The organism is Pseudomonas sp. UME65 (genome assembly GCF_014170225.1).
Lineage (GTDB): Bacteria > Pseudomonadota > Gammaproteobacteria > Pseudomonadales > Pseudomonadaceae > Aquipseudomonas > Aquipseudomonas protegens.
The window spans coordinates 276,889-297,459 of record NZ_LZZQ01000014.1; the positions used below are offsets into that span (position 1 = coordinate 276,889).

Consider the following 20,571-nt stretch of genomic DNA (forward strand, 5'->3'; position numbering starts at 1 on the left):
GATTTTATGCGTCGCGCCCTGCTCTTCGCTTGCGCTCTGTTCGCCCTGCCGGCTGTGCAGGCGGCAGACCTTCATCCGTTCTCCGCCAGCTACACCGCCGACTGGAAGCAACTGCCCATGAGCGGCACTGCTGAACGCAGCCTGGAAAAAACCGCCAATGGTGCGTGGAAACTCAGCTTCAAGGCATCGATGATGATTGCCAGCCTGAGCGAGGAAAGCACCCTGACCCTGGACAAGGACACCCTGGTGCCCCAGTCCTATCGCTTCGAGCGTGGCGGTCTGGGCAAAGCCAAGAAAGCCGACCTGGATTTCGACTGGAAAGCCAAGATGGTCACCGGCACCGACCGTGGTGATGCGGTCAAGCTGCCGCTGAACACCGGCATGGTGGATAAATCCACCTACCAGCTGGCCCTGCAGCACGATGTGGCAGCCGGCAAGAAGACCATGAGCTATCAAGTGGTCGACGGCGGTGAAGTCGACACCTATGACTTCCGTGTCCTGGGCTCGGAGAAGGTTGACACCAAGGCTGGCCAGATCGATGCGATCAAGGTCGAGCGCGTTCGCGACCCGACACAGAGCAAACGCATCACCGTGATGTGGTTCGCCAAGGACTGGGATTACCTGCTGGTGCGTCTGCAACAGGTGGAAACCGACGGCAAGGAGTACAACATCATGCTCCTCAACGGCACCGTTGACGGCAAGACGGTCAAAGGCAGCTGAGCCGCAGCAGTCACGAAGCCTCGCGAAAGCGGGGCTTTTTTTTGCCCGGGATTTGGTTCCTCGCCCGCACAGCAAGCCCCGGCACAAGCCCTCGAAGATGAAACTTTTGTCATGAAGCGGTACGCCCTGCGGCGAAATGTCACGGTTTACGCGGGCTGCAGGATTTTCTTCGATTCTGCAAAGGTTTGTTGCAGCGCCAGGCAATTTACTTAGCAAGCTAACAAAATATATAACAGAGTCCTGCACACGCCTTGCTGCAGATCAACAGAGATTGGAGCTAGCAGATGACTGTAAAAGTAACTGAACGCGACGATTCACATATGTCCCATGAAGGCGTAGCCGCGGGTGTACGGATCTGGGATGTACATCAACAAGACATGCTGGTGGGCATGTTCCACTCCGAGAGCGACGCCCACAGCTACAAGGCTGAATTGGAAAAACTCGAGCAGAACCGCGCGCCCCAGAGCTCCTGACTCGACCTCAGTGCCGGAGTGCCGGGATCTCCACGCGGATCAACGGCCTCCCCCACAAACGACAAACCCCGCCATGAGCGGGGTTTGTCGTTATTCAAGGCTTACCACATCAGATCGTCGGGGATCTGGTAGGCCGCGTACGGATCATCTTCATCCGGCGCCTCGGTGGGCGTATTGAGCTGCACGATTCGGCGCGGGTCGCGCTCCTGGATCTTCAGCGCGGCTTCCCGCGGAATCACCTCGTAGCCGCCGCCATGGTGGACGATGGCCAGGGAGCCGCTGCTCAGCTTGTTGCGCATGAGGGTATTCACCGACAGGCGCTTGACCTTCTTGTCGTCGACGAAGTTGTAGTAGTCCTCGGTGTTCAGCTTGGGCAGCCGCGACACTTCGATCAGCTGCTTGACCTGCGCCGCACGGGCTTTCTGCTCGGCCTTTTCCTGTTGCTGACGGTTGAGCTCCTGGTCGCGCTTGACCTTCTCGGCCATGGCTTCCTGGGCCGCACGCTGCTGGGAGTCATCGAGTTCGATCTGGCCTTTGTGGGCCAGGCGCTGCTGCTTCTGCTTGTCTTTGCTGACCTGCTTGGCCTGCTTTTGGTTGACCAGCCCTGCTTTGAGCAACTGGTCGCGAAGGGAAAGGCTCATGGTGCTTACTCACTTAGGCAACGGCCTCAGCCGCAGCTGGGCAAATTCTTTTCCTGACGTTTGGCTTCGCCCCACAGGGCATCCAACTCTTCGAGGGTGCAATCTTCCATGGGACGGGCAGTGTCGCGCAATGCCTGCTCGATAAATCGGAAGCGTCGGTCGAACTTGGCGTTGGCACCGCGCAGGGCGGTTTCCGGGTCGACCTTGAGGTGCCGGGCCAGGTTGACCACGACAAACAGCAAATCGCCGATTTCATCGGTGATCGCCGCCGCATCGTTGTCGGCCATGGCTTCCAGCACTTCATCCAGTTCTTCACGAACCTTGTCCACCACCGGCAGGGCTTCGGGCCAGTCGAAACCGACCTGGGCCGCACGCTTTTGCAACTTGGCGGCGCGGGACAAGGCCGGCAAGGCCACCGGCACATCATCGAGCAGGGACAACTGCTGGGGAGCCTCGGACTTCTCCGCGCGCTCCTCGGCCTTGATCTGCTCCCAACGCTCCTTGACCTGGTCTTCATCGAGCCGCGGGATGTCCAGCGGCGCGTACAGGTCCCCGGTGGGAAATACATGGGGATGCCGGCGGATCAGCTTGCGCGTGATGCCGTCCACCACCGCGTCGAACTCGAAACGCCCCTCCTCCCGGGCCAGCTGGCTGTAGTACACCACCTGGAACAGCAGGTCCCCCAGTTCGCCCTGCAAGTGGTCGAAGTCGCCGCGCTCGATGGCGTCGACCACTTCATAGGCCTCTTCCAGGGTATGGGGGACGATGCTGGCGTAGTTCTGCTTGATGTCCCACGGGCAGCCGTACTGCGGGTCACGCAGGCGCGCCATGAGGTGGAGCAGGTCTTCAAGGCTGTACATCAGTTCATCCATTTCATACAGGCATCAGGGGGTCCGGTTGCGCCGGGTCTCGATGATGTTAGGCAACTGGGAAATCCGCCCCAACAGGCGACCCAACGCGTCCAGCCCCGGGATCTCGATAGTCAGGGACATCAACGCGGTGTTGTCCTCCTTGTTCGAGCGGGTGTTGACCGCTAGTACGTTGATCCGCTCGTTGAGCAGCACCTGGGACACATCACGCAGCAGGCCGGAACGGTCGTAGGCACGGATGATGATATCCACCGGATAGGTCAGCACCGGCACCGGCCCCCAGCTGACCTGGATGATCCGCTCCGGCTCGCGCCCTGCCAGTTGCAGCACCGAGGCGCAGTCCTGGCGGTGAATGCTCACGCCGCGGCCCTGGGTGATGTAGCCGACGATCGCATCCCCCGGCAATGGCTGGCAGCAGCCGGCCATCTGGGTCATCAGGTTGCCCACGCCCTGGATCTGGATGTCGCCACGCTTGCCCGGCTTGTAGCCGGCAGCCTTGCGCGGAATCAACTCCAGTTGCTCGTTGCCCCGCTCCGGCTCCACCAATTGCTGGGCCAGGTTGACCAGTTGCGCCAGGCGCAGGTCCCCCGCGCCCAGGGCGGCGAACATGTCCTCGGCGATCTTCATGTTGGCCTTCTCGGCCAGCTTGTCGAAATCCACCTGTGGCAGGCCGAGTCGGCTCAGTTCGCGTTCCAGCAGGGTCTTGCCGGCGGCGACGTTCTGATCGCGGGCCTGGAGCTTGAACCAGTGGACGATCTTCGCCCGCGCCCGGGACGTGGTGACATAGCCCAGGTTCGGGTTCAGCCAGTCGCGACTCGGCGTGCCGTGCTTGCTGGTGATGATCTCCACCTGCTCGCCGGTCTGCAGGCTGTAGTTGAGCGGCACGATGCGCCCGTTGATCTTCGCGCCCCGGCAGTTGTGGCCGATCTCGGTGTGCACCCGGTAGGCGAAATCCAGCGGCGTGGCGCCCTTGGGCAGGTCGATGGCGTGACCGTCGGGGGTGAAGATGTACACCCGGTCCGGTTCGATATCCACCCGCAGCTGTTCGGCCAGACCGCCGATATCCCCCAGTTCCTCGTGCCATTCGAGCACCTGGCGCAACCAGGAGATTTTCTCTTCGTAATGGTTGGAGCCGGACTTGACGTCGGTGCCCTTGTACTTCCAGTGCGCGCAAACCCCCAGCTCCGCCTCTTCGTGCATGGCGTGGGTACGGATCTGCACTTCCAGCACCTTGCCCTCAGGGCCGATCACCGCCGTGTGCAACGAGCGGTAGCCGTTCTCCTTGGGGTTGGCGATGTAGTCGTCGAACTCTTTGGGGATGTGCCGCCACAGGGTATGCACGATGCCCAGCGCGGTGTAGCAATCACGCATTTCCGGCACCAGCACCCGCACCGCGCGCACGTCGTAGATCTGGCTGAACTCCAGGCCCTTGCGCTGCATTTTGCGCCAGATGGAATAGATGTGCTTGGCCCGCCCACTGATGTCGGCGTTGACCCCGGTGGCCTTCAGTTCGTTCTGCAGCTGGTTCATCACGTCGCTGATGAAACGCTCGCGATCCAGGCGCCGCTCATGCAGCAGCTTGGCGATCTGCTTGTACTGCTCGGGCTCCAGGTAACGGAAGGACAGGTCTTCCAGCTCCCACTTGATATGCCCGATACCCAGGCGGTGAGCCAGGGGTGCGTAGATGTCGAAGACTTCCCGGGCAACCCGGTTGCGCTTCTCTTCGTCGGCGCCTTTTACCGCTCGAATCGCACAGGTACGCTCGGCCAGCTTGATCAGTGCAACCCGCACGTCATCCACCATGGCCACCAGCATCTTGCGCAGGTTTTCCACCTGGGCCTGGGTGCCCAACACCAGGGACTGGCGGGGGCTGAGGCTGGCGGTAATGGCCGCCATGCGCAGCACGCCATCGATCAGCTTGGTGACCACCGGACCAAACCGCTGGCTGACCGCCGGCAACTGGATCTGGCCCTCGCGGACACCCCGGTAGAGCACCGCGGCAACCAGGGAGTCCTGATCCAGCTTGAGATCGGCGAGGATCTCGGCGATCTCCAGGCCCGTGCTGAAACTCGACACGTCCTCGGGGCTGAGATTCTTCGTTGCTATGTGCTGCAGTTCCGCCTCGCGGGCGAACTCGCAGGCTTCTTTCAAGGCTTCACGGTCCAGTGCCATGTCGACGCTGACCGTATGATCGAGCCATGCCTCGAGATTGATACTGCCGTCGGTGTTGATCGGCTGGTGCGCTCTCACCTGTACCATCTTGCTTTACCTTCCCTACGACGCACATTCAATGCGTCAAATCGCTGACCTTCAACGCTCGGGTGCGGCTCGCAGGGCCAGCGCGCCACTCCCGAAAGACCAGTCGGATTAGACAAGCCATCCTAGCTCGCTTCAAATAACGCCATGGCCTCGACATGCGCCGTCTGAGGAAACATATCGAGGATCCCGGCACGTTTTAATCTATAGCCCTGCTTGATCAGTTCGACCGTGTCACGAGCCAAAGTTGCCGGATTGCATGACACGTACACCAACCGCTTGGCACCCAGGGTCGCCAACTGGCGGACCACCTCGAAAGCACCGTCGCGGGGTGGGTCCAAGAGTACCGCAGAAAAGCCTTCATCAGCCCACTCGGCAGCGCTCAGAGGTTGGGATAAATCGGCTTGAAAAAAGCGCGTGTTATGCAAATTGTTGCTGGCGGCATTCTCCGCGGCGCGCGCCACCATGGTCGCCACGCCTTCCACTGCCACCACTTCCCGCACTTGCCGGGCCAGCGGCAACGCGAAGTTGCCCAGGCCGCAAAACAGGTCCAGCACCCGCTCATCAGATTGCGGCGCCAGCCACTCCAGGGCCTGGGCGACCATCGCTTCATTGACTCCCGCATTGACCTGGACGAAGTCACCCGGCCGATACGCCAGGTGCAGGTCCCAGGTCTCCAGGCGGTAGCCCAGAGCCTGCGATGGATCAAAGGGTTGCGGCTCGCCTTCACCGTGCAGCCACAATTGCGCCTGATGGAAATCGCAGAAGTCCTTGAGGATCGTCAGGTCGCTGTCGGACAACGGCGCCATGTGGCGCAAAAGCACCGCCAGGGCCGAACCGCTGAACAACTCCACATGCCCCAATGCCTGAGGCTTGCTCAAGCGTCGCAGCATGGCGGGCAAACGGTTCATGACAGGTTGCAAGGCCTGTACCAGCACCGGGCAATCGTCGATGGCGACAATGTCCTGGCTACCGGCAGCGCGAAAACCCACCTCAAGTTGCTTGCCCTTGGCGTCCCAGCGCACCGCCACCCGGGCGCGGCGCCGATAGCCGAACTCGGGACCGCTCAAGGGGGCGGCCCAGGCCTCGGGCTCGACACCCGCGACCTTGGACAACTGCTCGGCGAGCATGCGCTGTTTCAGGGCAAGCTGTTCGTCATGGGGCAAATGCTGGACACTGCAACCGCCGCAACGCCCGGCATGGGCACAGGCCGCCGGGCGACGCAGATCACTGGCGTTGAAGATGCGCTCGGCACGGGCCTCCACCACTTTGCCGTGGCTGCCCAACACCCGAGCTTCGACTTCTTCACCGGCCAGGGCACCGCTGACAAACCAGGTACGCCCTTCGACAAAGGCAATGCCACGGCCGTCGTTGGCCAGACGCTGAATCGTCAAACGCTGTTTCTTGCCCACTGGAATCTGCGGCGCCCGGCTACCGCCCGCCGGCTGGAAGCGCAGGCCTCTATCGTGCTTAGCCATCAATTGGGCGCATCGAAAATGCCGGTCGACAGGTAACGATCGCCACGGTCGCAGATGATCGCGACCATGACCGCGTTTTCCACTTCCCGGGACAGGCGCAGCATCGCTGCCACCGCACCGCCGGAAGAGACGCCACAGAAGATCCCTTCTTCACGGGCCAGGCGCCGAGTCACGTCTTCGGCCTCGCTCTGGGCCATGTCGACGATCCGGTCGACCCGACTGGCCTGGTAGATCTTCGGCAGGTATTGCTCGGGCCAGCGGCGAATGCCGGGAATGGCCGAGCCTTCCATCGGCTGCAGACCGACGATCTGCACCGCCGGGTTCTGCTCCTTCAGGTAACGCGAGGTGCCCATGATGGTGCCGGTGGTGCCCATCGAGCTGATGAAGTGAGTAATGCTGCCCTGGGTCTGGCGCCAGATTTCCGGGCCCGTGCCGCTGTAGTGGGCCTCAGGGTTGTCGCCGTTGGCGAACTGGTCGAGCACCTTGCCGCGGCCTTCGGCCTGCATCCGCTCGGCCAGGTCACGGGCGCCTTCCATGCCTTCTTCCTGGCTGACCAGAATCAGCTCGGCGCCGTAGGCGGTCATGGCCGCCTTGCGCTCGGCGCTGGAGTTGTCGGGCATGATCAGGATCATCTTGTAGCCCTTGATCGCCGCAGCCATGGCCAGGGCGATGCCGGTATTGCCCGAGGTCGCTTCGATCAGGGTATCGCCGGCCTGGATCTGCCCGCGCAACTCGGCGCGGGTGATCATCGACAGTGCCGGACGGTCCTTGACCGAACCCGCCGGGTTGTTGCCCTCGAGCTTTAGCAGCAGGGTATTGCTGGTGGCGCCGGGCAGGCGCTGCAGGCGGACCAGGGGGGTGTTGCCGACGCAATCGGCGATGGTTGGGTACTGCAAGGTCATGGCGTATTCGCAATCCAGACTGCGGGGGCGCCTATCATACCGGCAAACGACCGAGCGCCATATCACGCAAAGTGCGAGCCTTATGGCTTATTGGAATAAGGCAGCCCAGGGCAAGCCTCAGGCCGCCAGCAGGCGCACGTGGATGCGCAAGCCCTGGGCCAGGTTCTGCGCCCACAACTGCCCACCCTGACGCCCTACGGCATTGCGGGCGATGCTCAGGCCCAGGCCGAAACCGCCATCCCCCGGTCGCGACCCATCCAGACGAGTGAAGGGGGCGAAGATCCTTTCCAGATCCTCTTCAGCCACCCCCGGCCCTTCGTCATCCAGCCACAGGTGCCAGTACTTGCCGTCGCGCTGGCCTCCGAGGCTGACCCGTGCTCCGGCCGGAGAATGCCGAATAGCGTTGCGCAGGATGTTTTCCAGGGCCTGGGCCAGGGTATTGAGGTGCCCGCGAACCCAGCAATCGGCCTCCAGCTCGCAACGCAGCTGCTGCGCGGACCAGCCACTCTCGAAGCAGGCATTTTCGCTGAGCATCTCCCACAACGCCTGGACCTGGATCTGCTCTTGCGGCAGTGGCGCACGCTCGGTGTCCAGCCAGGCCAGTTGCAGGCTGTCCTCCACCAGGCGCTGCATGCCGTCGACCTCCCGCGCCAAGCGCTCGCGCAGCGCGGCAAGATCACGCTCGCCATCGCAGGCCACGCGCAGGCGGCTCAGGGGGGTGCGCAACTCGTGGGACAGGTCCCGCAACAACTGCTGCTGCACCGCCACGGTACTCTGCAGACGTTCGGACATCTGATCGAACGCCCGTCCCAGTTCGCCCAGCTCGTCCCGACGCTGGGTGGTTTCACTGGACAGCCGCACGTTCAACTGCTCCGCCCGCCAGGCGTTGGCCTGCTCGCGCAACTGGTTCAGCGGCACCACTAGCAAGCGATACAGGCCGACACACAGCAACAAGGTGAATAGCCCGGGAATCACCCCATTGGTGATCACCTGCCAGAACACCCGGTAGCGCCCCGGCATGAAACGTTGCGGCAACTCGATCACCAGGCTGCCCAGGGACGGATCCTCGGGAAAGGGTACTTTCAGCCACGGCAGGCCCCGGGCGTGCCGGCTCACCGGCCAGTCGGCACCGCGCAGGAAGGTCAGACGCTGGGCCTCCGCCGGCGTCAACGGGTAGCTGCTCAGGGATTGCAGGTCACTGCCAATCACGCCGATCCAGGTTTTCTCGCGGCTGGCGATCTGCTGGATCCAGGCATCGACACCGGCACTCTGGCCGCCCTTCCAGGCCTGCTCGGCCTCGCGGGCGTAGCTGCCCAAGGTGGCTCTGGCCTCATCGGAGAGGTAGAGGTTCTTCTGCTCCACATAACGCCCCCAGGACCAGCTCAGCCAGATCATCAACAGGCAGAAAGCTACCAACAGGCACGCCAGCTTCCAGAACAGCGAATGCCGCCCCGGCAGATCAGACCAGTTCATCTAAGGCGCTCAGCACATAACCCTTGCCCCACACGGTTCGCAGCTCACGCTCGCTGTAGCCCAGCGCCTTGAGCTTGCGGCGGATCTGGCTGACATGCATGTCCAGGCTGCGGTCGTGGGCCGCATAACCGCGTTGCAGTACATGCTGATAAAGGAAGGCCTTGCTCAACACCTCGTCGCCATTGCGGTGCAAGGTATCCAGCAGGCGGTATTCACTGCGGGTCAGGCCGGCCCATTGCTCGGCAAAGAACACGTCGCTGCGCTCATCGTCGAAGCGCAGGCTCTGGGCCAGGCTGACGGGTACCGGCGGCATCGGTCGCCGGTCCAGGGCGACCCGGCGCAGGATGGCCTCGATGCGCACACGCAGCTCGGCCATGCTGAATGGCTTGGGCAGGTAATCGTCGGCCCCCAGGCGGAAACCGCTGATTCGGTCGGCTTCCGCTCCCAGGGCGGACATCAGCAGCACCGGCGTGGAATGGCTCTGGCGAAAGTGCGTGAGCACTTCCAGGCCATCCATTCCGGGCAACAGGATATCCAGCAGCACCACATCGAAAGGTCGGCGCCGGGCAATGCCCAGCCCTTCCGGGCCGTTCTGGCACCAGGTCACGGCAAAGCCACAATGCTCCAGTTGCTCGCGCACATAGGCACCCAGCACCGGGTCATCTTCAATGGTCAGAATACGTGGTGGCTCAACAGATACGGGAGTCATTGACTTCTGCAAGTGATTCTCAGTTGGGCGATTATTCAAGATTGCCCGGATCGCGGCAACCAGTGCCTTGGTCGCAGCCCGGCTTCAGGCATTTCAGGCGACGGCCGCCCTGGCGCAATTTGCCAAGATCAGCCCCCGGCAAATCGTTACACTGCGCAGGTGGCGCATCACGGACGTGCCCGTAGACCTTTCAAAACAGCGTGGAAGCAGGAGAGTTGCGTGCTCAAGAAACTGGGAATCAAAGGCCGCGTACTGTTGCTGACCTTGTTGCCAACCAGCCTGATGGCTTTGGTGCTGGGCGGCTACTTCACCTGGATGCAGCTCTCGGACCTGCAGACCCAGCTCCTGCAGCGTGGCGAGATGATCGCGGAACAACTGGCCTCCCTGGTGGCCCCGGCCATGGGCAACCACAACACCCAGATGCTCGAGCGCATTGCCACCCAGGCGCTGGAACAGCAAGACGTGCGCGCCGTATCGCTCCTTGCCCCGGATCGCAGCCTGCTAGCCCACGCCGGCCCCAGCATGCTCAACCCGCCTCCCGCCGGTAACAGCAGCCACATGATGCAACGCTCCGGCAGCGACGCGACCCGCTATCAACTGCCGGTCTTCGGCCGGCACCGTAACCTGGCCGGCGACCTGATTCCCGATGAGTCCGACCGCCTGCTGGGCTGGGTGGAACTGGAGCTGTCCCACAGTGGCATGCTGCTGCGCGGCTACCGCAGCCTGTTCGCCAGCCTGCTGTTGATTGCCGCCGGGCTGGCCGGCACCGCCCTACTGGCAGTGCGCATGGGCCGCACCATCAACAACCCGCTGACCCAGATCAAGCAGGCCGTGGCGCAACTCAAGGACGGCAACCTGGAAACCCGCCTGCCACCCCTGGGCAGCCAGGAGCTGGATGAGCTGGCCTCGGGCATCAACCGCATGGCCAGCACCCTGCAGAATGCCCAGGAAGAATTGCAGCACAGCATCGACCAGGCCACCGAAGACGTGCGCCAGAACCTGGAAACCATCGAGATCCAGAACATCGAGCTGGACCTGGCGCGCAAGGAGGCCCTGGAGGCCAGTCGGATCAAGTCGGAATTCCTGGCCAACATGAGCCATGAAATCCGTACACCGCTCAACGGCATTCTCGGCTTCACCCACCTGTTGCAGAAAAGCGAGCTGACACCACGCCAGCTGGACTATCTGGGCACCATCGAGAAATCCGCCGACAGCCTGTTGGGCATCATCAACGAGATCCTCGACTTCTCGAAAATCGAAGCCGGCAAACTGGTGCTCGACAGCATCCCGTTCAACCTGCGGGACTTGCTGCAAGACACCCTGACCATCCTCGCCCCGGCCGCCCACGCCAAGCAGCTGGAACTGGTGAGCCTGGTCTATCGCGATACGCCGCTGTCGCTGGTGGGCGACCCGCTGCGGCTCAAGCAGATTCTTACCAACCTGGTGAGCAACGCCATCAAGTTCACCCGCGAAGGCACTATCGTCGCCCGGGCCATGCTGGAAGAAGAACACGAAGACAGCGTGCAACTGCGCATCAGCATCCAGGACACCGGTATCGGCCTGTCGAACCAGGATGTGCGCGCCCTGTTCCAGGCCTTCAGCCAGGCTGACAACTCGCTGTCGCGGCAACCCGGCGGCACGGGGCTTGGGCTGGTGATTTCCAAGCGCCTGATCGAACAGATGGGCGGCGAGATCGGTGTCGACAGCACCCCGGGCGAAGGTTCGGAGTTCTGGATCAGCCTCAACCTGCCGAAAACCCGCGACGACGCCGAGGACCTGCCCGGCCCGCCGCTGCTGGGGCGGCGCGTGGCGGTACTGGAAAACCACGAGCTGGCGCGCCAGGCCTTGCAACACCAGTTGGAGGACTGCGGCCTGGAGGTGACCCCGTTCAATACCCTGGAGGCCCTGACCAACGGCATTACCGGCGTGCACCAGAGCGAACAGGCCATCGACCTGGCGGTATTGGGCATCACCACCAACGACATGTCGCCGGAACGCCTGAGCCAGCATATCTGGGACCTCGAACACCTGGGCTGCAAGGTCCTGGTACTGTGCCCGACCACCGAACAGACATTGTTCCATCTGTCGGTGCCCAACCCTCACAGCCAGTTGCAGGCCAAGCCCGCGTGCACCCGCAAGCTGCGCCGGGCCCTGTCCGACCTGGTGACCCCGCGCCGGGCTCGCAGCGAACCGGAGGAAACCCTTTCCAGCCGCGCGCCGCGAGTGCTGTGTGTCGATGACAACCCGGCCAACCTGCTGCTGATCCAGACCCTGCTGGAGGACATGGGCGCCAAGGTGCTGGCGGTGGACAACGGTTACGCCGCGCTGAACGCGATCCAGACCGAACCCTTCGACCTGGTAATGATGGACGTGCAGATGCCCGGCATGGACGGCCGGCAGAGTACCGAGGCGATCCGCCAGTGGGAAAGCGAGCGACACGGTACGCCGCTGCCCATCGTCGCCCTTACCGCCCACGCCATGGCCAACGAGAAGCGCGCCCTGCTGCAAAGCGGCATGGACGACTACCTGACCAAGCCCATCAGTGAGCGCCAACTGGCCCAGGTGGTGCTGAAATGGACCGGCCTGGCCCTGCGCAACCAGGGGCCGGAGCGGGCCAGCGAGCGCCCGGAACTGGGGCTGGAACTGCAGGTACTGGATCAGGACGAAGGCCTGCGCCTGGCCGCCGGCAAGGCCGATCTGGCGGCGGACATGTTGGCCATGTTGCTGGCGTCCCTGGACGCCGACCGCGAAGCCATCAAGGCAGCGCGGGCCGCCAATGACCAGAACGCCCTGATCGAACGGGTCCACCGACTGCACGGTGCCACCCGCTACTGCGGTGTGCCGCAATTGCGCGCCGCCTGCCAGCGCAGCGAGACCCTGCTCAAGCAGGAAGATGCCAAAGCCTTTGCCGCCCTGGATGAACTGGACCACGCCATCGGCCGCCTGGCTGCCGAAGCGCGGACCAACGCCTGACCCAGGGCAAGACCTGCCCGGCGCCCAGCCGCCATGCTGGGCGCCCCGAACAAGGATGCAGCCATGCGTACGATTCTTTTCAGCAGCCAGAACTACGACCGCGAGAGTTTCCTCGGCGCTCAACTGCCAGCAGGCATCGAACTGCAATTCCAGGCCGCCCGCCTGAGCCTGGATACCGCCGCCCTGGCTGAACGCCATGAAGTGGTCTGTGCCTTTATCAACGACGACCTCAGTGCCCCGGTACTGGAACAGCTGGCTGCCGGTGGCACCCGCCTGATCGCTCTGCGCTCGGCCGGTTACAACCACGTCGACCTGAGCGCGGCCCAGCGCCTGGGGCTGGATGTGGTACGGGTCCCGGCCTATTCCCCCCATGCGGTCGCCGAACATGCCGTGGCCCTGATCCTGGCGCTCAACCGCCGCCTGCACCGGGCCTACAACCGCACTCGCGAAGGCGACTTCACCCTGCACGGCCTGACCGGCTTCGACCTGGTGGGCAAGACCGTGGGCATTGTCGGCACCGGCCAGATCGGCGCGACCTTCGCCCGGATCATGGCCGGCTTCGGCTGCCAGTTGCTGGCGTACGACCCCTTCCCCAATCCCGCTGTAGAAGCCCTCGGTGCCCGTTACCTGGACCTGCCTGAGCTGCTGGCCCAGTCGCAGATCATCAGCCTGCACTGCCCGCTGACCGAGGACAGTCGTTACCTGATCAACCAGCAGAGCCTGGCCCACATGCAACCGGGAGCAATGCTGATCAACACCGGGCGTGGCGGCCTGGTGGACACCCCGGCGCTGATCGAGGCGCTCAAGAGTGGCCAACTGGGCTACCTGGGGCTGGATGTCTATGAAGAAGAGGCGCAACTGTTCTTCGAGGACCGCTCCGATCTACCCCTGCAGGATGACGTGCTGGCGCGGCTGCTGACCTTTCCCAACGTGATAGTCACTGCGCACCAGGCGTTCCTGACCCGCGAAGCCCTGGCGGCCATCGCCGAGACCACCTTGCACAACATCGCCAGCTGGGCAACTGGCCAGCCGCAGAACCGGGTCCACGGCTGAAATCCACGCCACGGGCTGATCGAAGGTCACCTGCCCGCAACCTGCGCCGCAGGGGCCCGTGCTAGCATACGCGGCAGATTTGGAGGACCCATGGTCGAACACGATTTCCGCTACAACCTGATGAACCCGCAACACACCCTGATCGAATGCCGTGCCCTGGTGCCCGGCCGCTATCAAGTCACCGGCAACGGTGGCTCGATCCGTACCGACGACGTGCTTCTGGTCACCCTCAAGGGCAGCAAGGATCTCTCCATGCGCCTGACCGTGGACACCGTGCGCCACTTGATCAACCCCGTCGGCCAGTGGGTCGCCGTGGCGCGTGGCCCGATATTCGGCGAACTGGCGATCCACCAGTGGCAGGTCAATTGCGACAGCTGCGACGCCACCCTGGACTTCGAGTTCGCAGTGGATGCCAAGCTGGGCAGCAAGGCCCAGAAGCCTGCCGCCAGCGCGCGCATTGCTGAGCTCGGCTGGCGTAGCGAGGGTGAGCATCACCGCTGCCCGAAATGCCAGCAGGCCGGCCAATGAAACGCCTGATGCTGGCTGCGGCGCTGGGGGCCGGCCTGCTGGGCTGCGCCGCCGAGCCGCTGAAGCTGCAGCAGGACCGCAGTTACGTCCTGGAATGGATTGGCGAGCGTCCGCTGATCGATTACAGCCACCTGACCATCACCCTCGGCGAGGACGGTCGGGCCTATGGCAATGGCGGCTGCAACCACTGGTTCGCGCCCTACACCCTGGACGGCGAAAAACTCAGCTTCGGCAAGGTCGGCAGCACCCGCAAACTCTGTGCACCGGCGTTAATGGAGCAGGAGCGGCGCTTCCTTCAGGCGCTGGAAACCGTTGAGCGCTGGGACATCTCGCCGATCGAACAGGTGCGGTTCTGGCCTGCCGAGGGCAAGCCGTTGCGCTGGTGGCTGGAAGAAGGCTGATAGTGCGCTAGCCGCTGCCGAGCCCGCGAGGCTGCGAACGGGACTCCAGGATGTTCCTGGATGAATCTCTGGCGAGTTTCAGCCCCCCCGCGTCACTTGAGGGCGCTCGCACTGCGCGGCAGCGGCTCCAGATCCTCGCGCCCTCAATGCCCGCGCAAGGCCTGCAGTTTCGCCAGCACGCCGGCTGCAGTCTGCTCGCCCATCATCTGCTCACGTACCTTGCCCTTGTCGTCGATGATGTAGGTCACCGGCAGCGCCTCGCTGCGTGGCAGATCGAAGAGCTCCGCGGGGTTCCGTGCCAGCACGGTGAACTTGATCCCCAGCTTCTCGCTGGCGCTCTTTAGCTCTTCACCCTGCACATTGTCGAAGTTGACCCCCATCACCGATGCCGACTGCCCCTTGAGCTGCTCGTTCAGGGCATTGAGTTCCGGGATCTCGGTACGGCAAGGCCCGCACCACTCGGCCCAGTAGTTGAGCACCAGCCACTGCTTGTCGATACGCTCGGCGGCGACTTTCTGGCCATACTGGTCGACCCCGTAGTCATTGCCACAACCGCCCAGCAGCAGGGTTGTGATGATCGCCAATACCGCCGCCAATTGCCTTGCCATGCGCTGTTTCCTGTCTTGAAAGATGTCTTGAAAAATAGCCGTCGACCCAGGGTCGCTGCGACCTAACGACTCCCAAGGTTCAGGAGTGCCCATCGCGCGGGTAGAATAGCCGCCACCTTACGCAAGATGCGACCCGCACATGAACGATCTGACGCTTTATCACAACCCGCGCTGCTCGAAATCCCGCGGTGCGCTGGAACTTCTGGAACAACGCGGCCTGGCCCCGACCGTGGTCCGCTACCTGGAAACCCCACTGGATGCCGCCCAGTTGCGCAGCCTTCTGGCCAAGCTCGGCCTCAGCGCGCGCCAGCTATTGCGCACCGGCGAGGACGAGTACAAGACCCTCAACCTGGCCGACCCGAGCCTCAGCGAAGAGCAACTGGTCGCCGCCATTGCCCAGCACCCGAAACTCATGGAGCGGCCGATTCTCGAAGCCGGCGACAAGGCCATCATTGGCCGGCCGCCGGAGAACGTGCTGGAGATCCTGCCTTGAGCGCGCCCTATATCCTGGTCCTGTACTACAGCCGCAACGGCTCGACCAACGAGATGGCCCGGCAGATCGCCCGCGGCGTCGAGCAGGCCGGCCTGGAGGCTCGTCTGCGCACTGTCCCGGCGATCTCCGCAGAATGCGAGGCGGTCACCCCGGACATCCCCGACAGCGGCGCCCTGTACGCCAGCCTCGACGATCTGAAGCACTGCTCAGGCCTGGCCCTGGGCAGCCCGACCCGCTTCGGCAACATGGCAGCGCCGCTGAAGTATTTTCTCGACGGTACCAGCAACCTCTGGCTGACCGGTGCCTTGGTGGGCAAGCCTGCCGGCGTGTTCACCTCGACCGCCAGCCTGCATGGCGGCCAGGAAGCCACCCTGCTATCGATGATGCTGCCATTGCTGCATCACGGCATGCTGATCACCGGCCTGCCCTACAGCGAGTCGGCCCTGCTGGAAACCCGCGGTGGCGGCACCCCGTATGGCGCCAGCCACCATGCCGGAGCAGATGGCAAGAGCCCACTGGACGAACACGAGATTGCCCTGTGCCGAGCCCTGGGCCTGCGTCTGGCGAAAACCGCCCTGCGACTGGAGAACGGCCGTGGCTAAGAAGCCGAAGATCCTGCCCCCGGTGGAATGGCTGGAGCCCCGGGTCCGCCTGATGCGAATCCTCAGCCTGGTCTGCTTCTTCGGCCTGGTGGGGCTGCTTTGCGGGTATTACCTGCTGGTGGCCGATCTGCACGGTGCCCGCCCCTGGGTCATCCTGCTGATCGAGCTGGTGCCGCTGCTGCTGATGGCCCCCGGCATGCTCAGCGGCAGTGCCCGTGGCCATTCGTGGATGTGCTTCGTGGTCAACCTGTACTTCATCAAGGGCGCCCTGGCGGCCTACGATCCGAACCGCCAAATGTTCGGCCTGCTGGAGATGTTCGCCAGCCTGGCCGTGTTCACTTCGGCGCTGCTCTACGTGCGCTGGCGCTTCCAGCTTAATCGCCGGCTCGCGGGCGAAGGCGCCAGCCCGGCCTGAGTCCGCTCCAGGTTCCCCGGCCCCCGGGGAACTTGTAATGCCGCCAAAGGCCCCAACCTTGGTCAACAGACTTTCCGACCCTCCCGATCGTCCCGGAGCAGGCATGCACGATTACAAATGGCTGAATGAATACTGTCTCAACCGCTTCGGTTCCGCTGCGGCCCTGGAAGCCCAGTTGCCCACCCCGGCCAGCGACGACTACCTGCGCGCATTGAGCGCCGACCGCTACCTCTCGACCCTGGCCCTGCGGGTTTTCCGCGCCGGGCTCAAACACAGCCTGGTGGACGCCAAATGGCCGGCGTTCGAGCAGGTGTTTTTCGGCTTCGATCCGGACAAGGTGGTGCTGATGGGCGCCGAGCACCTGGAGCGGCTGATGCAGGACACGCGGATCATCCGCCACTTGGGCAAGCTCAAGAGCGTGCCGCGCAACGCGCAGATGATCCTCGATGTGCAAAAGCAGCACGGCAGCTTTGGCGCCTTCATCGCCGACTGGCCGGTGCAGGACATCACCGGGCTCTGGCAGTACCTGGCCAAACATGGCAACCAGATGGGCGGGCTGTCTGCCCCGCGCTTCCTGCGCATGGTGGGCAAGGACACCTTTATCCCCACCTGGGACGTGGTCGCGGCCCTCAATGCCCAGAACATCATCGACAAGGTGCCCAGCAGCAAACGCGACCAGGCCCTGGTGCAGGAAGTATTCAACCAATGGCAGCAGGAGAGCGGCCGACCACTGTGCCAGCTGTCGGCAATGCTGGCCTACACCGTCAATCACTGAGCCGCCCGCTCCCCGGCATCACTTCCTGCCCGAAACAACGGGCAGGAAAACCTCCCTTCTCATGCCCGCCCTCCAGCCCAAGCTGACAATAAGCTGAACTAAACGCGAGGATTTTTCATCCGCTGTTTTTTATCGGCTAAAGTTAGCCTCGCACTTGCCTCAACGATAAAAACGAAACTCCGGGAATAACCTCCCGAAGCCATCTGACGTGCATAACCGGATAACAAAGCAGCGTTCGGGCCAACAACCTGAACAAAGGCTGTCCGGCTTTAAAAGAACTGCCGTCGCCCATTCGTTTTTTTCACATTGCTTTCACTCTTCGCCCACCTGGCCCGACCTAAATTGGCCCCCAGTTGCAGTGCGGGCTCCAGTGGCTGCATGTCGTTCGTCTTCAGCGCACCAGTTCCAACCCGAACAACCAACACTCGGCAAAAACCTACTCAGGTACACCACGTGCTCAACACCGCTGAATCCGGCACTGGCAACAAGCCCCCCCGAACCTGGCGAATCGTCGGCGGCGTCTGTGCGGCGGCCCTGGCAATCCTGGTCAGCGGCTTTGTCCTGTGGCCCGTCACGCCTCGCGACCTGGGGGTCGGCAACCAGATGCAGCAGGCCAACATCTACCGTCACTGGCAAGGGGGCGAAGTGATAGTCCTGGTCCGCCATGCCGAGCGTTGTGACCGCTCCGCCAACCCCTGCCTGGGGCCCGCCGATGGCATTACCCAGCTCGGAAGCCACAGCGCCAGCGACCTGGGACGAGCCTTTCGCACCCTGGGCATGGCCGCCACTGATGTCATCAGCAGCCCCGCAACCCGTACCCGGCAAACGACGGAATTCATGTTCAACGGTGCGGCGCAGACCCAGGACTGGCTGGCCACCTGTGACGAGCATTTCCAGCAGACGATCAAGGCGCATAAATCACTCAAGCGCAATCTGATCCTGATAACCCACAGCGACTGCATCAGCAGCCTGGAACGCCAGCTGGGCTACCCGCACGCCCTGGCCAGCGAATACACCAGCTCGCTGTTTATCACCCTGGATCTGCAAGGCCACATGCAAGTACTGGGAACCCTGGATGCGGGCAGCTGGAAGCACGTACTTGATCAACCTCTTGAGTAACTTGTAACTATTTTTAACAACATGCCAACAGACTTTATTAGGGGAAGCGACACACTTGCCGGCTAATTAATTGACTTAACAAGTTTCTGTACTAATAAGAAACGGACAGCCGCATTTATGAAAAAACTTCTCAAACAAATGAAGGCTGCCCGCTGAAACTTCGCGAACTTGGGAAAGCCAGCAGTTCCACAAAATTGACGCTTTGTCAGCACCCCCCAGCAAATAACGAAATCGCTATCGGCCAATGACTTCGAGGATACAAATGCACCGCACTTCGCCGCCTCCCGCTTATGGAACAAGCGCCCCGCCGTCCGGCTTTACCCTCGGCGCAAGTACAACCAGCACTCTCCAGCGCTGGGCACTTCCTCTGTTGCTCGTGGCCTTCGGCCTGTTCTACCTGCTACCTCTGACCAGCCACGGCCTGTGGATTCCCGACGAGACCCGCTACGCCCAGATCAGCCAGGAAATGCTGCTCAGTGGCGACTGGGTGGCGCCACACTTCATGGGCATCCGCTACTTCGAGAAGCCCATCGCCGGCTATTGGTTGATCGCCATCGGCCAGGCGGTCTTTGGCGACAACCTGTTCGGCGTGCGCATTGCCTCGGCCCTGAGTACCGGCCTGAGCGTACTGCTGGCCTACCTGATCACCCGCCGCATGTGGAACGACCCGCGCAAGAGCTTCGCCGCCGCCCTGCTTTATATGAGCTTCGGCCTGATTGCCGGGCAAGCTGGGTACTCCAACCTTGATCCGCAGTTCACCTTGTGGGTCAACCTGAGCCTGGTAGCCCTGTGGTTCGCCCTGGACGGCCGGAGCACTCGCGAACGCCTGCTGGCATGGGCCGGGCTGGGCGTCGCCTGTGGCATGGGCTTCATGACCAAGGGTTTCCTGGCCTGGCTGTTGCCCGTACTCATCGCCCTGCCCTACATGATCTGGCAACGCCGTCTGGGCGAACTGCTGCGCTACGGGCTGGTGGCCGTGCTGGTAGCGATCGGCATCAGCCTGCCCTGGGTACTGAGCATTCACGCCCACGAGCCCGACTTCTGGCGCTTCTTCTTCTGGCACGAGCACATTCGCCGCTTCGCCGCCGACAACGCCCAACATACCCGCCCCTGGTGGTTCTACCTGCCGCTGCTGGTGGCCTCCAGCCTGCCCTGGGCAGCCCTGTTGCCGGGCACATTCATGCAAGCCTGGAAAGACAAGCGTCAGGCCCCGACCGGTTTCCTGCTGCTGTGGTTCCTGCTGCCCCTGGCGTTCTTCAGCCTGAGCCGCGGCAAGCTGCCAACCTACATCATGCCGTGCCTGCTGCCGCTGGCCGTGCTCATGGGCAGCGCCCTGATCGACCGTATCAACGCCAGCCAGGGCCGGAGCATCCGCATCAACAGCCTGCTCAACCTGCTGATCGGCGTGGCGGCCATGGTGGCGCTGCTGTACATCCAGCTCACCCGGCCGGTCTACGGCCACAACGAGATGCTCGGCCTGTCCCTGGTGTTCATCATGCTGATGGGCTGGATCATCGCCAACCTGCTGCCGGCCGCCCGGCCGCTGCAGTACTGGGCGGCCCCGGCCCTGGGCATCTGGTTGCTGGTGGCCCTGCTGCCGGCGGGCATGCCGGGGTTCATCGTGCATAACCAGATGCCGGACCAGTTCATCAAGGAACATATCGAGGAGCTCAGGCAGACCAAGACGCTGCTGAGCAATGACCTGGGCGCCGCCTCGGCCCTGGCCTGGCGCCTGCAACGCCCGGAGGTGACGCTGTACAACACCGAGGGCGAATTGAAATATGGCCTGGCTTATGCTGATTCGGCGCAGCGCAAGGTAAGCATGGCCGAGGTCGGGCAGTGGGTCAGCGAGGCCCGCAAACAGGGTTCGGTGGGTGTGGTGATGCGGGTCAAGGACGTGGTGGAAAGCGAGGAAGTGGCGCTGCTGCCGCCCGGAGGCAAGCGCTATGAGGAAGGCAATATGCTGGTCCTGATCCTGCCACAAAGCCAACCCTGACCCTGGGTACCCTTGTAACGACAGCGCCGACCACGGTTGGCGCTGGCTTTTCTTCACGCTTCGATGCCCTGGATGGCTGCGACTTTT

Annotated in this window: 20 protein-coding genes; 12 read left to right on the forward strand and 8 right to left on the reverse strand. The window is 63.1% G+C overall.

All coding sequences use genetic code 11. The annotated features are described in order from the left end of the window. Positions 1-6 precede the first annotated feature (6 nt). Positions 7-720 (forward strand): DUF3108 domain-containing protein, encoded by a 714-nt coding sequence (locus A9971_RS21345; protein ID WP_011062705.1) that lies wholly within the window; start codon positions 7-9, stop codon positions 718-720. Positions 721-1,004: 284 nt separating this feature from the next. Then, complete coding sequence (locus A9971_RS21350; RefSeq protein ID WP_011062706.1) at positions 1,005-1,193, forward strand: hypothetical protein; 189 nt, start codon at positions 1,005-1,007, stop codon at positions 1,191-1,193. A gap of 101 nt (positions 1,194-1,294) precedes the next feature. Here the strand turns inward: A9971_RS21350 and A9971_RS21355 are convergent, their stop codons facing one another. The 7 genes from A9971_RS21355 to A9971_RS21385 all read right to left on the reverse strand — a co-directional run bounded on the left by A9971_RS21355 (position 1,295) and on the right by A9971_RS21385 (position 9,521). Then, entirely contained in the window at positions 1,295-1,834 is a 540-nt protein-coding gene (locus A9971_RS21355; protein WP_011062707.1) for a DUF2058 domain-containing protein, read from the reverse strand. Positions 1,835-1,860: 26 nt separating this feature from the next. Continuing rightward, a complete protein-coding gene (gene mazG / locus A9971_RS21360) occupies positions 1,861-2,694 on the reverse strand; it encodes a nucleoside triphosphate pyrophosphohydrolase (RefSeq protein ID WP_182999973.1) in 834 nt (277 codons plus the stop codon). A 24-nt stretch (positions 2,695-2,718) separates the two neighbouring features. After that, on the reverse strand, positions 2,719-4,962 hold the full coding sequence (relA, locus tag A9971_RS21365; protein WP_065365418.1) for a GTP diphosphokinase: 2,244 nt from the start codon (positions 4,960-4,962) through the stop codon (positions 2,719-2,721). A gap of 122 nt (positions 4,963-5,084) precedes the next feature. Further along, on the reverse strand, positions 5,085-6,437 hold the full coding sequence (gene rlmD / locus A9971_RS21370; RefSeq protein ID WP_182999974.1) for a 23S rRNA (uracil(1939)-C(5))-methyltransferase RlmD: 1,353 nt from the start codon (positions 6,435-6,437) through the stop codon (positions 5,085-5,087). Next, entirely contained in the window at positions 6,437-7,339 is a 903-nt protein-coding gene (cysM, locus tag A9971_RS21375; protein WP_011062711.1) for a cysteine synthase CysM, read from the reverse strand. The genes rlmD and cysM overlap by 1 nt, the downstream gene beginning before the upstream one ends. A gap of 117 nt (positions 7,340-7,456) precedes the next feature. Then, on the reverse strand, positions 7,457-8,812 hold the full coding sequence (locus A9971_RS21380; RefSeq protein WP_011062712.1) for a sensor histidine kinase: 1,356 nt from the start codon (positions 8,810-8,812) through the stop codon (positions 7,457-7,459). Continuing rightward, positions 8,799-9,521 carry a response regulator transcription factor gene (locus tag A9971_RS21385; protein WP_011062713.1) on the reverse strand — a complete coding sequence of 241 codons (723 nt, stop codon included), beginning with the start codon at positions 9,519-9,521 and terminating at the stop codon, positions 8,799-8,801. Before A9971_RS21385 ends, A9971_RS21380 begins: the two co-directional genes overlap by 14 nt. Before the next feature lie 219 nt (positions 9,522-9,740). Between A9971_RS21385 and A9971_RS21390 the strand changes: the two genes are divergently transcribed. From A9971_RS21390 to A9971_RS21405, 4 genes are all read left to right on the forward strand, one after another. Then, positions 9,741-12,494, forward strand: a complete 2,754-nt coding sequence (locus tag A9971_RS21390) for a response regulator (RefSeq protein ID WP_011062714.1) — start codon at positions 9,741-9,743, stop codon at positions 12,492-12,494. A gap of 63 nt (positions 12,495-12,557) precedes the next feature. Next, complete coding sequence (locus A9971_RS21395) at positions 12,558-13,547, forward strand: 2-hydroxyacid dehydrogenase (protein ID WP_103289443.1); 990 nt, start codon at positions 12,558-12,560, stop codon at positions 13,545-13,547. A gap of 90 nt (positions 13,548-13,637) precedes the next feature. Next, positions 13,638-14,075 (forward strand): hypothetical protein, encoded by a 438-nt coding sequence (locus tag A9971_RS21400; RefSeq protein ID WP_182999976.1) that lies wholly within the window; start codon positions 13,638-13,640, stop codon positions 14,073-14,075. Then, the gene (locus tag A9971_RS21405) at positions 14,072-14,476 is read left to right on the forward strand and encodes an META domain-containing protein (RefSeq protein ID WP_011062717.1); all 405 of its coding nucleotides are present in this window, start codon (positions 14,072-14,074) and stop codon (positions 14,474-14,476) included. Before A9971_RS21400 ends, A9971_RS21405 begins: the two co-directional genes overlap by 4 nt. A gap of 143 nt (positions 14,477-14,619) precedes the next feature. Here the strand turns inward: A9971_RS21405 and A9971_RS21410 are convergent, their stop codons facing one another. Beyond that, the gene (locus tag A9971_RS21410) at positions 14,620-15,084 is read right to left on the reverse strand and encodes a TlpA disulfide reductase family protein (protein ID WP_011062718.1); all 465 of its coding nucleotides are present in this window, start codon (positions 15,082-15,084) and stop codon (positions 14,620-14,622) included. 139 nt (positions 15,085-15,223) lie between these two features. Here A9971_RS21410 and arsC point away from each other — a divergent pair, with 139 nt between their 5' ends. The 6 genes from arsC (at position 15,224) to arnT (ending at position 20,484) form a co-directional block, all read left to right on the forward strand. Next, positions 15,224-15,577 (forward strand): arsenate reductase (glutaredoxin), encoded by a 354-nt coding sequence (gene arsC, locus A9971_RS21415; RefSeq protein WP_182999977.1) that lies wholly within the window; start codon positions 15,224-15,226, stop codon positions 15,575-15,577. Beyond that, positions 15,574-16,179: an NAD(P)H:quinone oxidoreductase gene (gene wrbA / locus A9971_RS21420; protein ID WP_041752480.1), complete on the forward strand. Its 606-nt coding sequence runs from the start codon at positions 15,574-15,576 to the stop codon at positions 16,177-16,179. The genes arsC and wrbA overlap by 4 nt, the downstream gene beginning before the upstream one ends. Next, positions 16,172-16,594: a DUF2069 domain-containing protein gene (locus A9971_RS21425; protein WP_077934632.1), complete on the forward strand. Its 423-nt coding sequence runs from the start codon at positions 16,172-16,174 to the stop codon at positions 16,592-16,594. Before wrbA ends, A9971_RS21425 begins: the two co-directional genes overlap by 8 nt. A gap of 103 nt (positions 16,595-16,697) precedes the next feature. Beyond that, on the forward strand, positions 16,698-17,369 hold the full coding sequence (locus A9971_RS21430) for a DNA-3-methyladenine glycosylase I (protein ID WP_011062722.1): 672 nt from the start codon (positions 16,698-16,700) through the stop codon (positions 17,367-17,369). 453 nt (positions 17,370-17,822) lie between these two features. Next, positions 17,823-18,488, forward strand: a complete 666-nt coding sequence (locus A9971_RS21435; protein WP_310889332.1) for a histidine phosphatase family protein — start codon at positions 17,823-17,825, stop codon at positions 18,486-18,488. A gap of 244 nt (positions 18,489-18,732) precedes the next feature. Then, positions 18,733-20,484, forward strand: a complete 1,752-nt coding sequence (gene arnT, locus A9971_RS21440; RefSeq protein WP_065365413.1) for a lipid IV(A) 4-amino-4-deoxy-L-arabinosyltransferase — start codon at positions 18,733-18,735, stop codon at positions 20,482-20,484. The last annotated feature ends 87 nt before the right edge of the window (positions 20,485-20,571 follow it).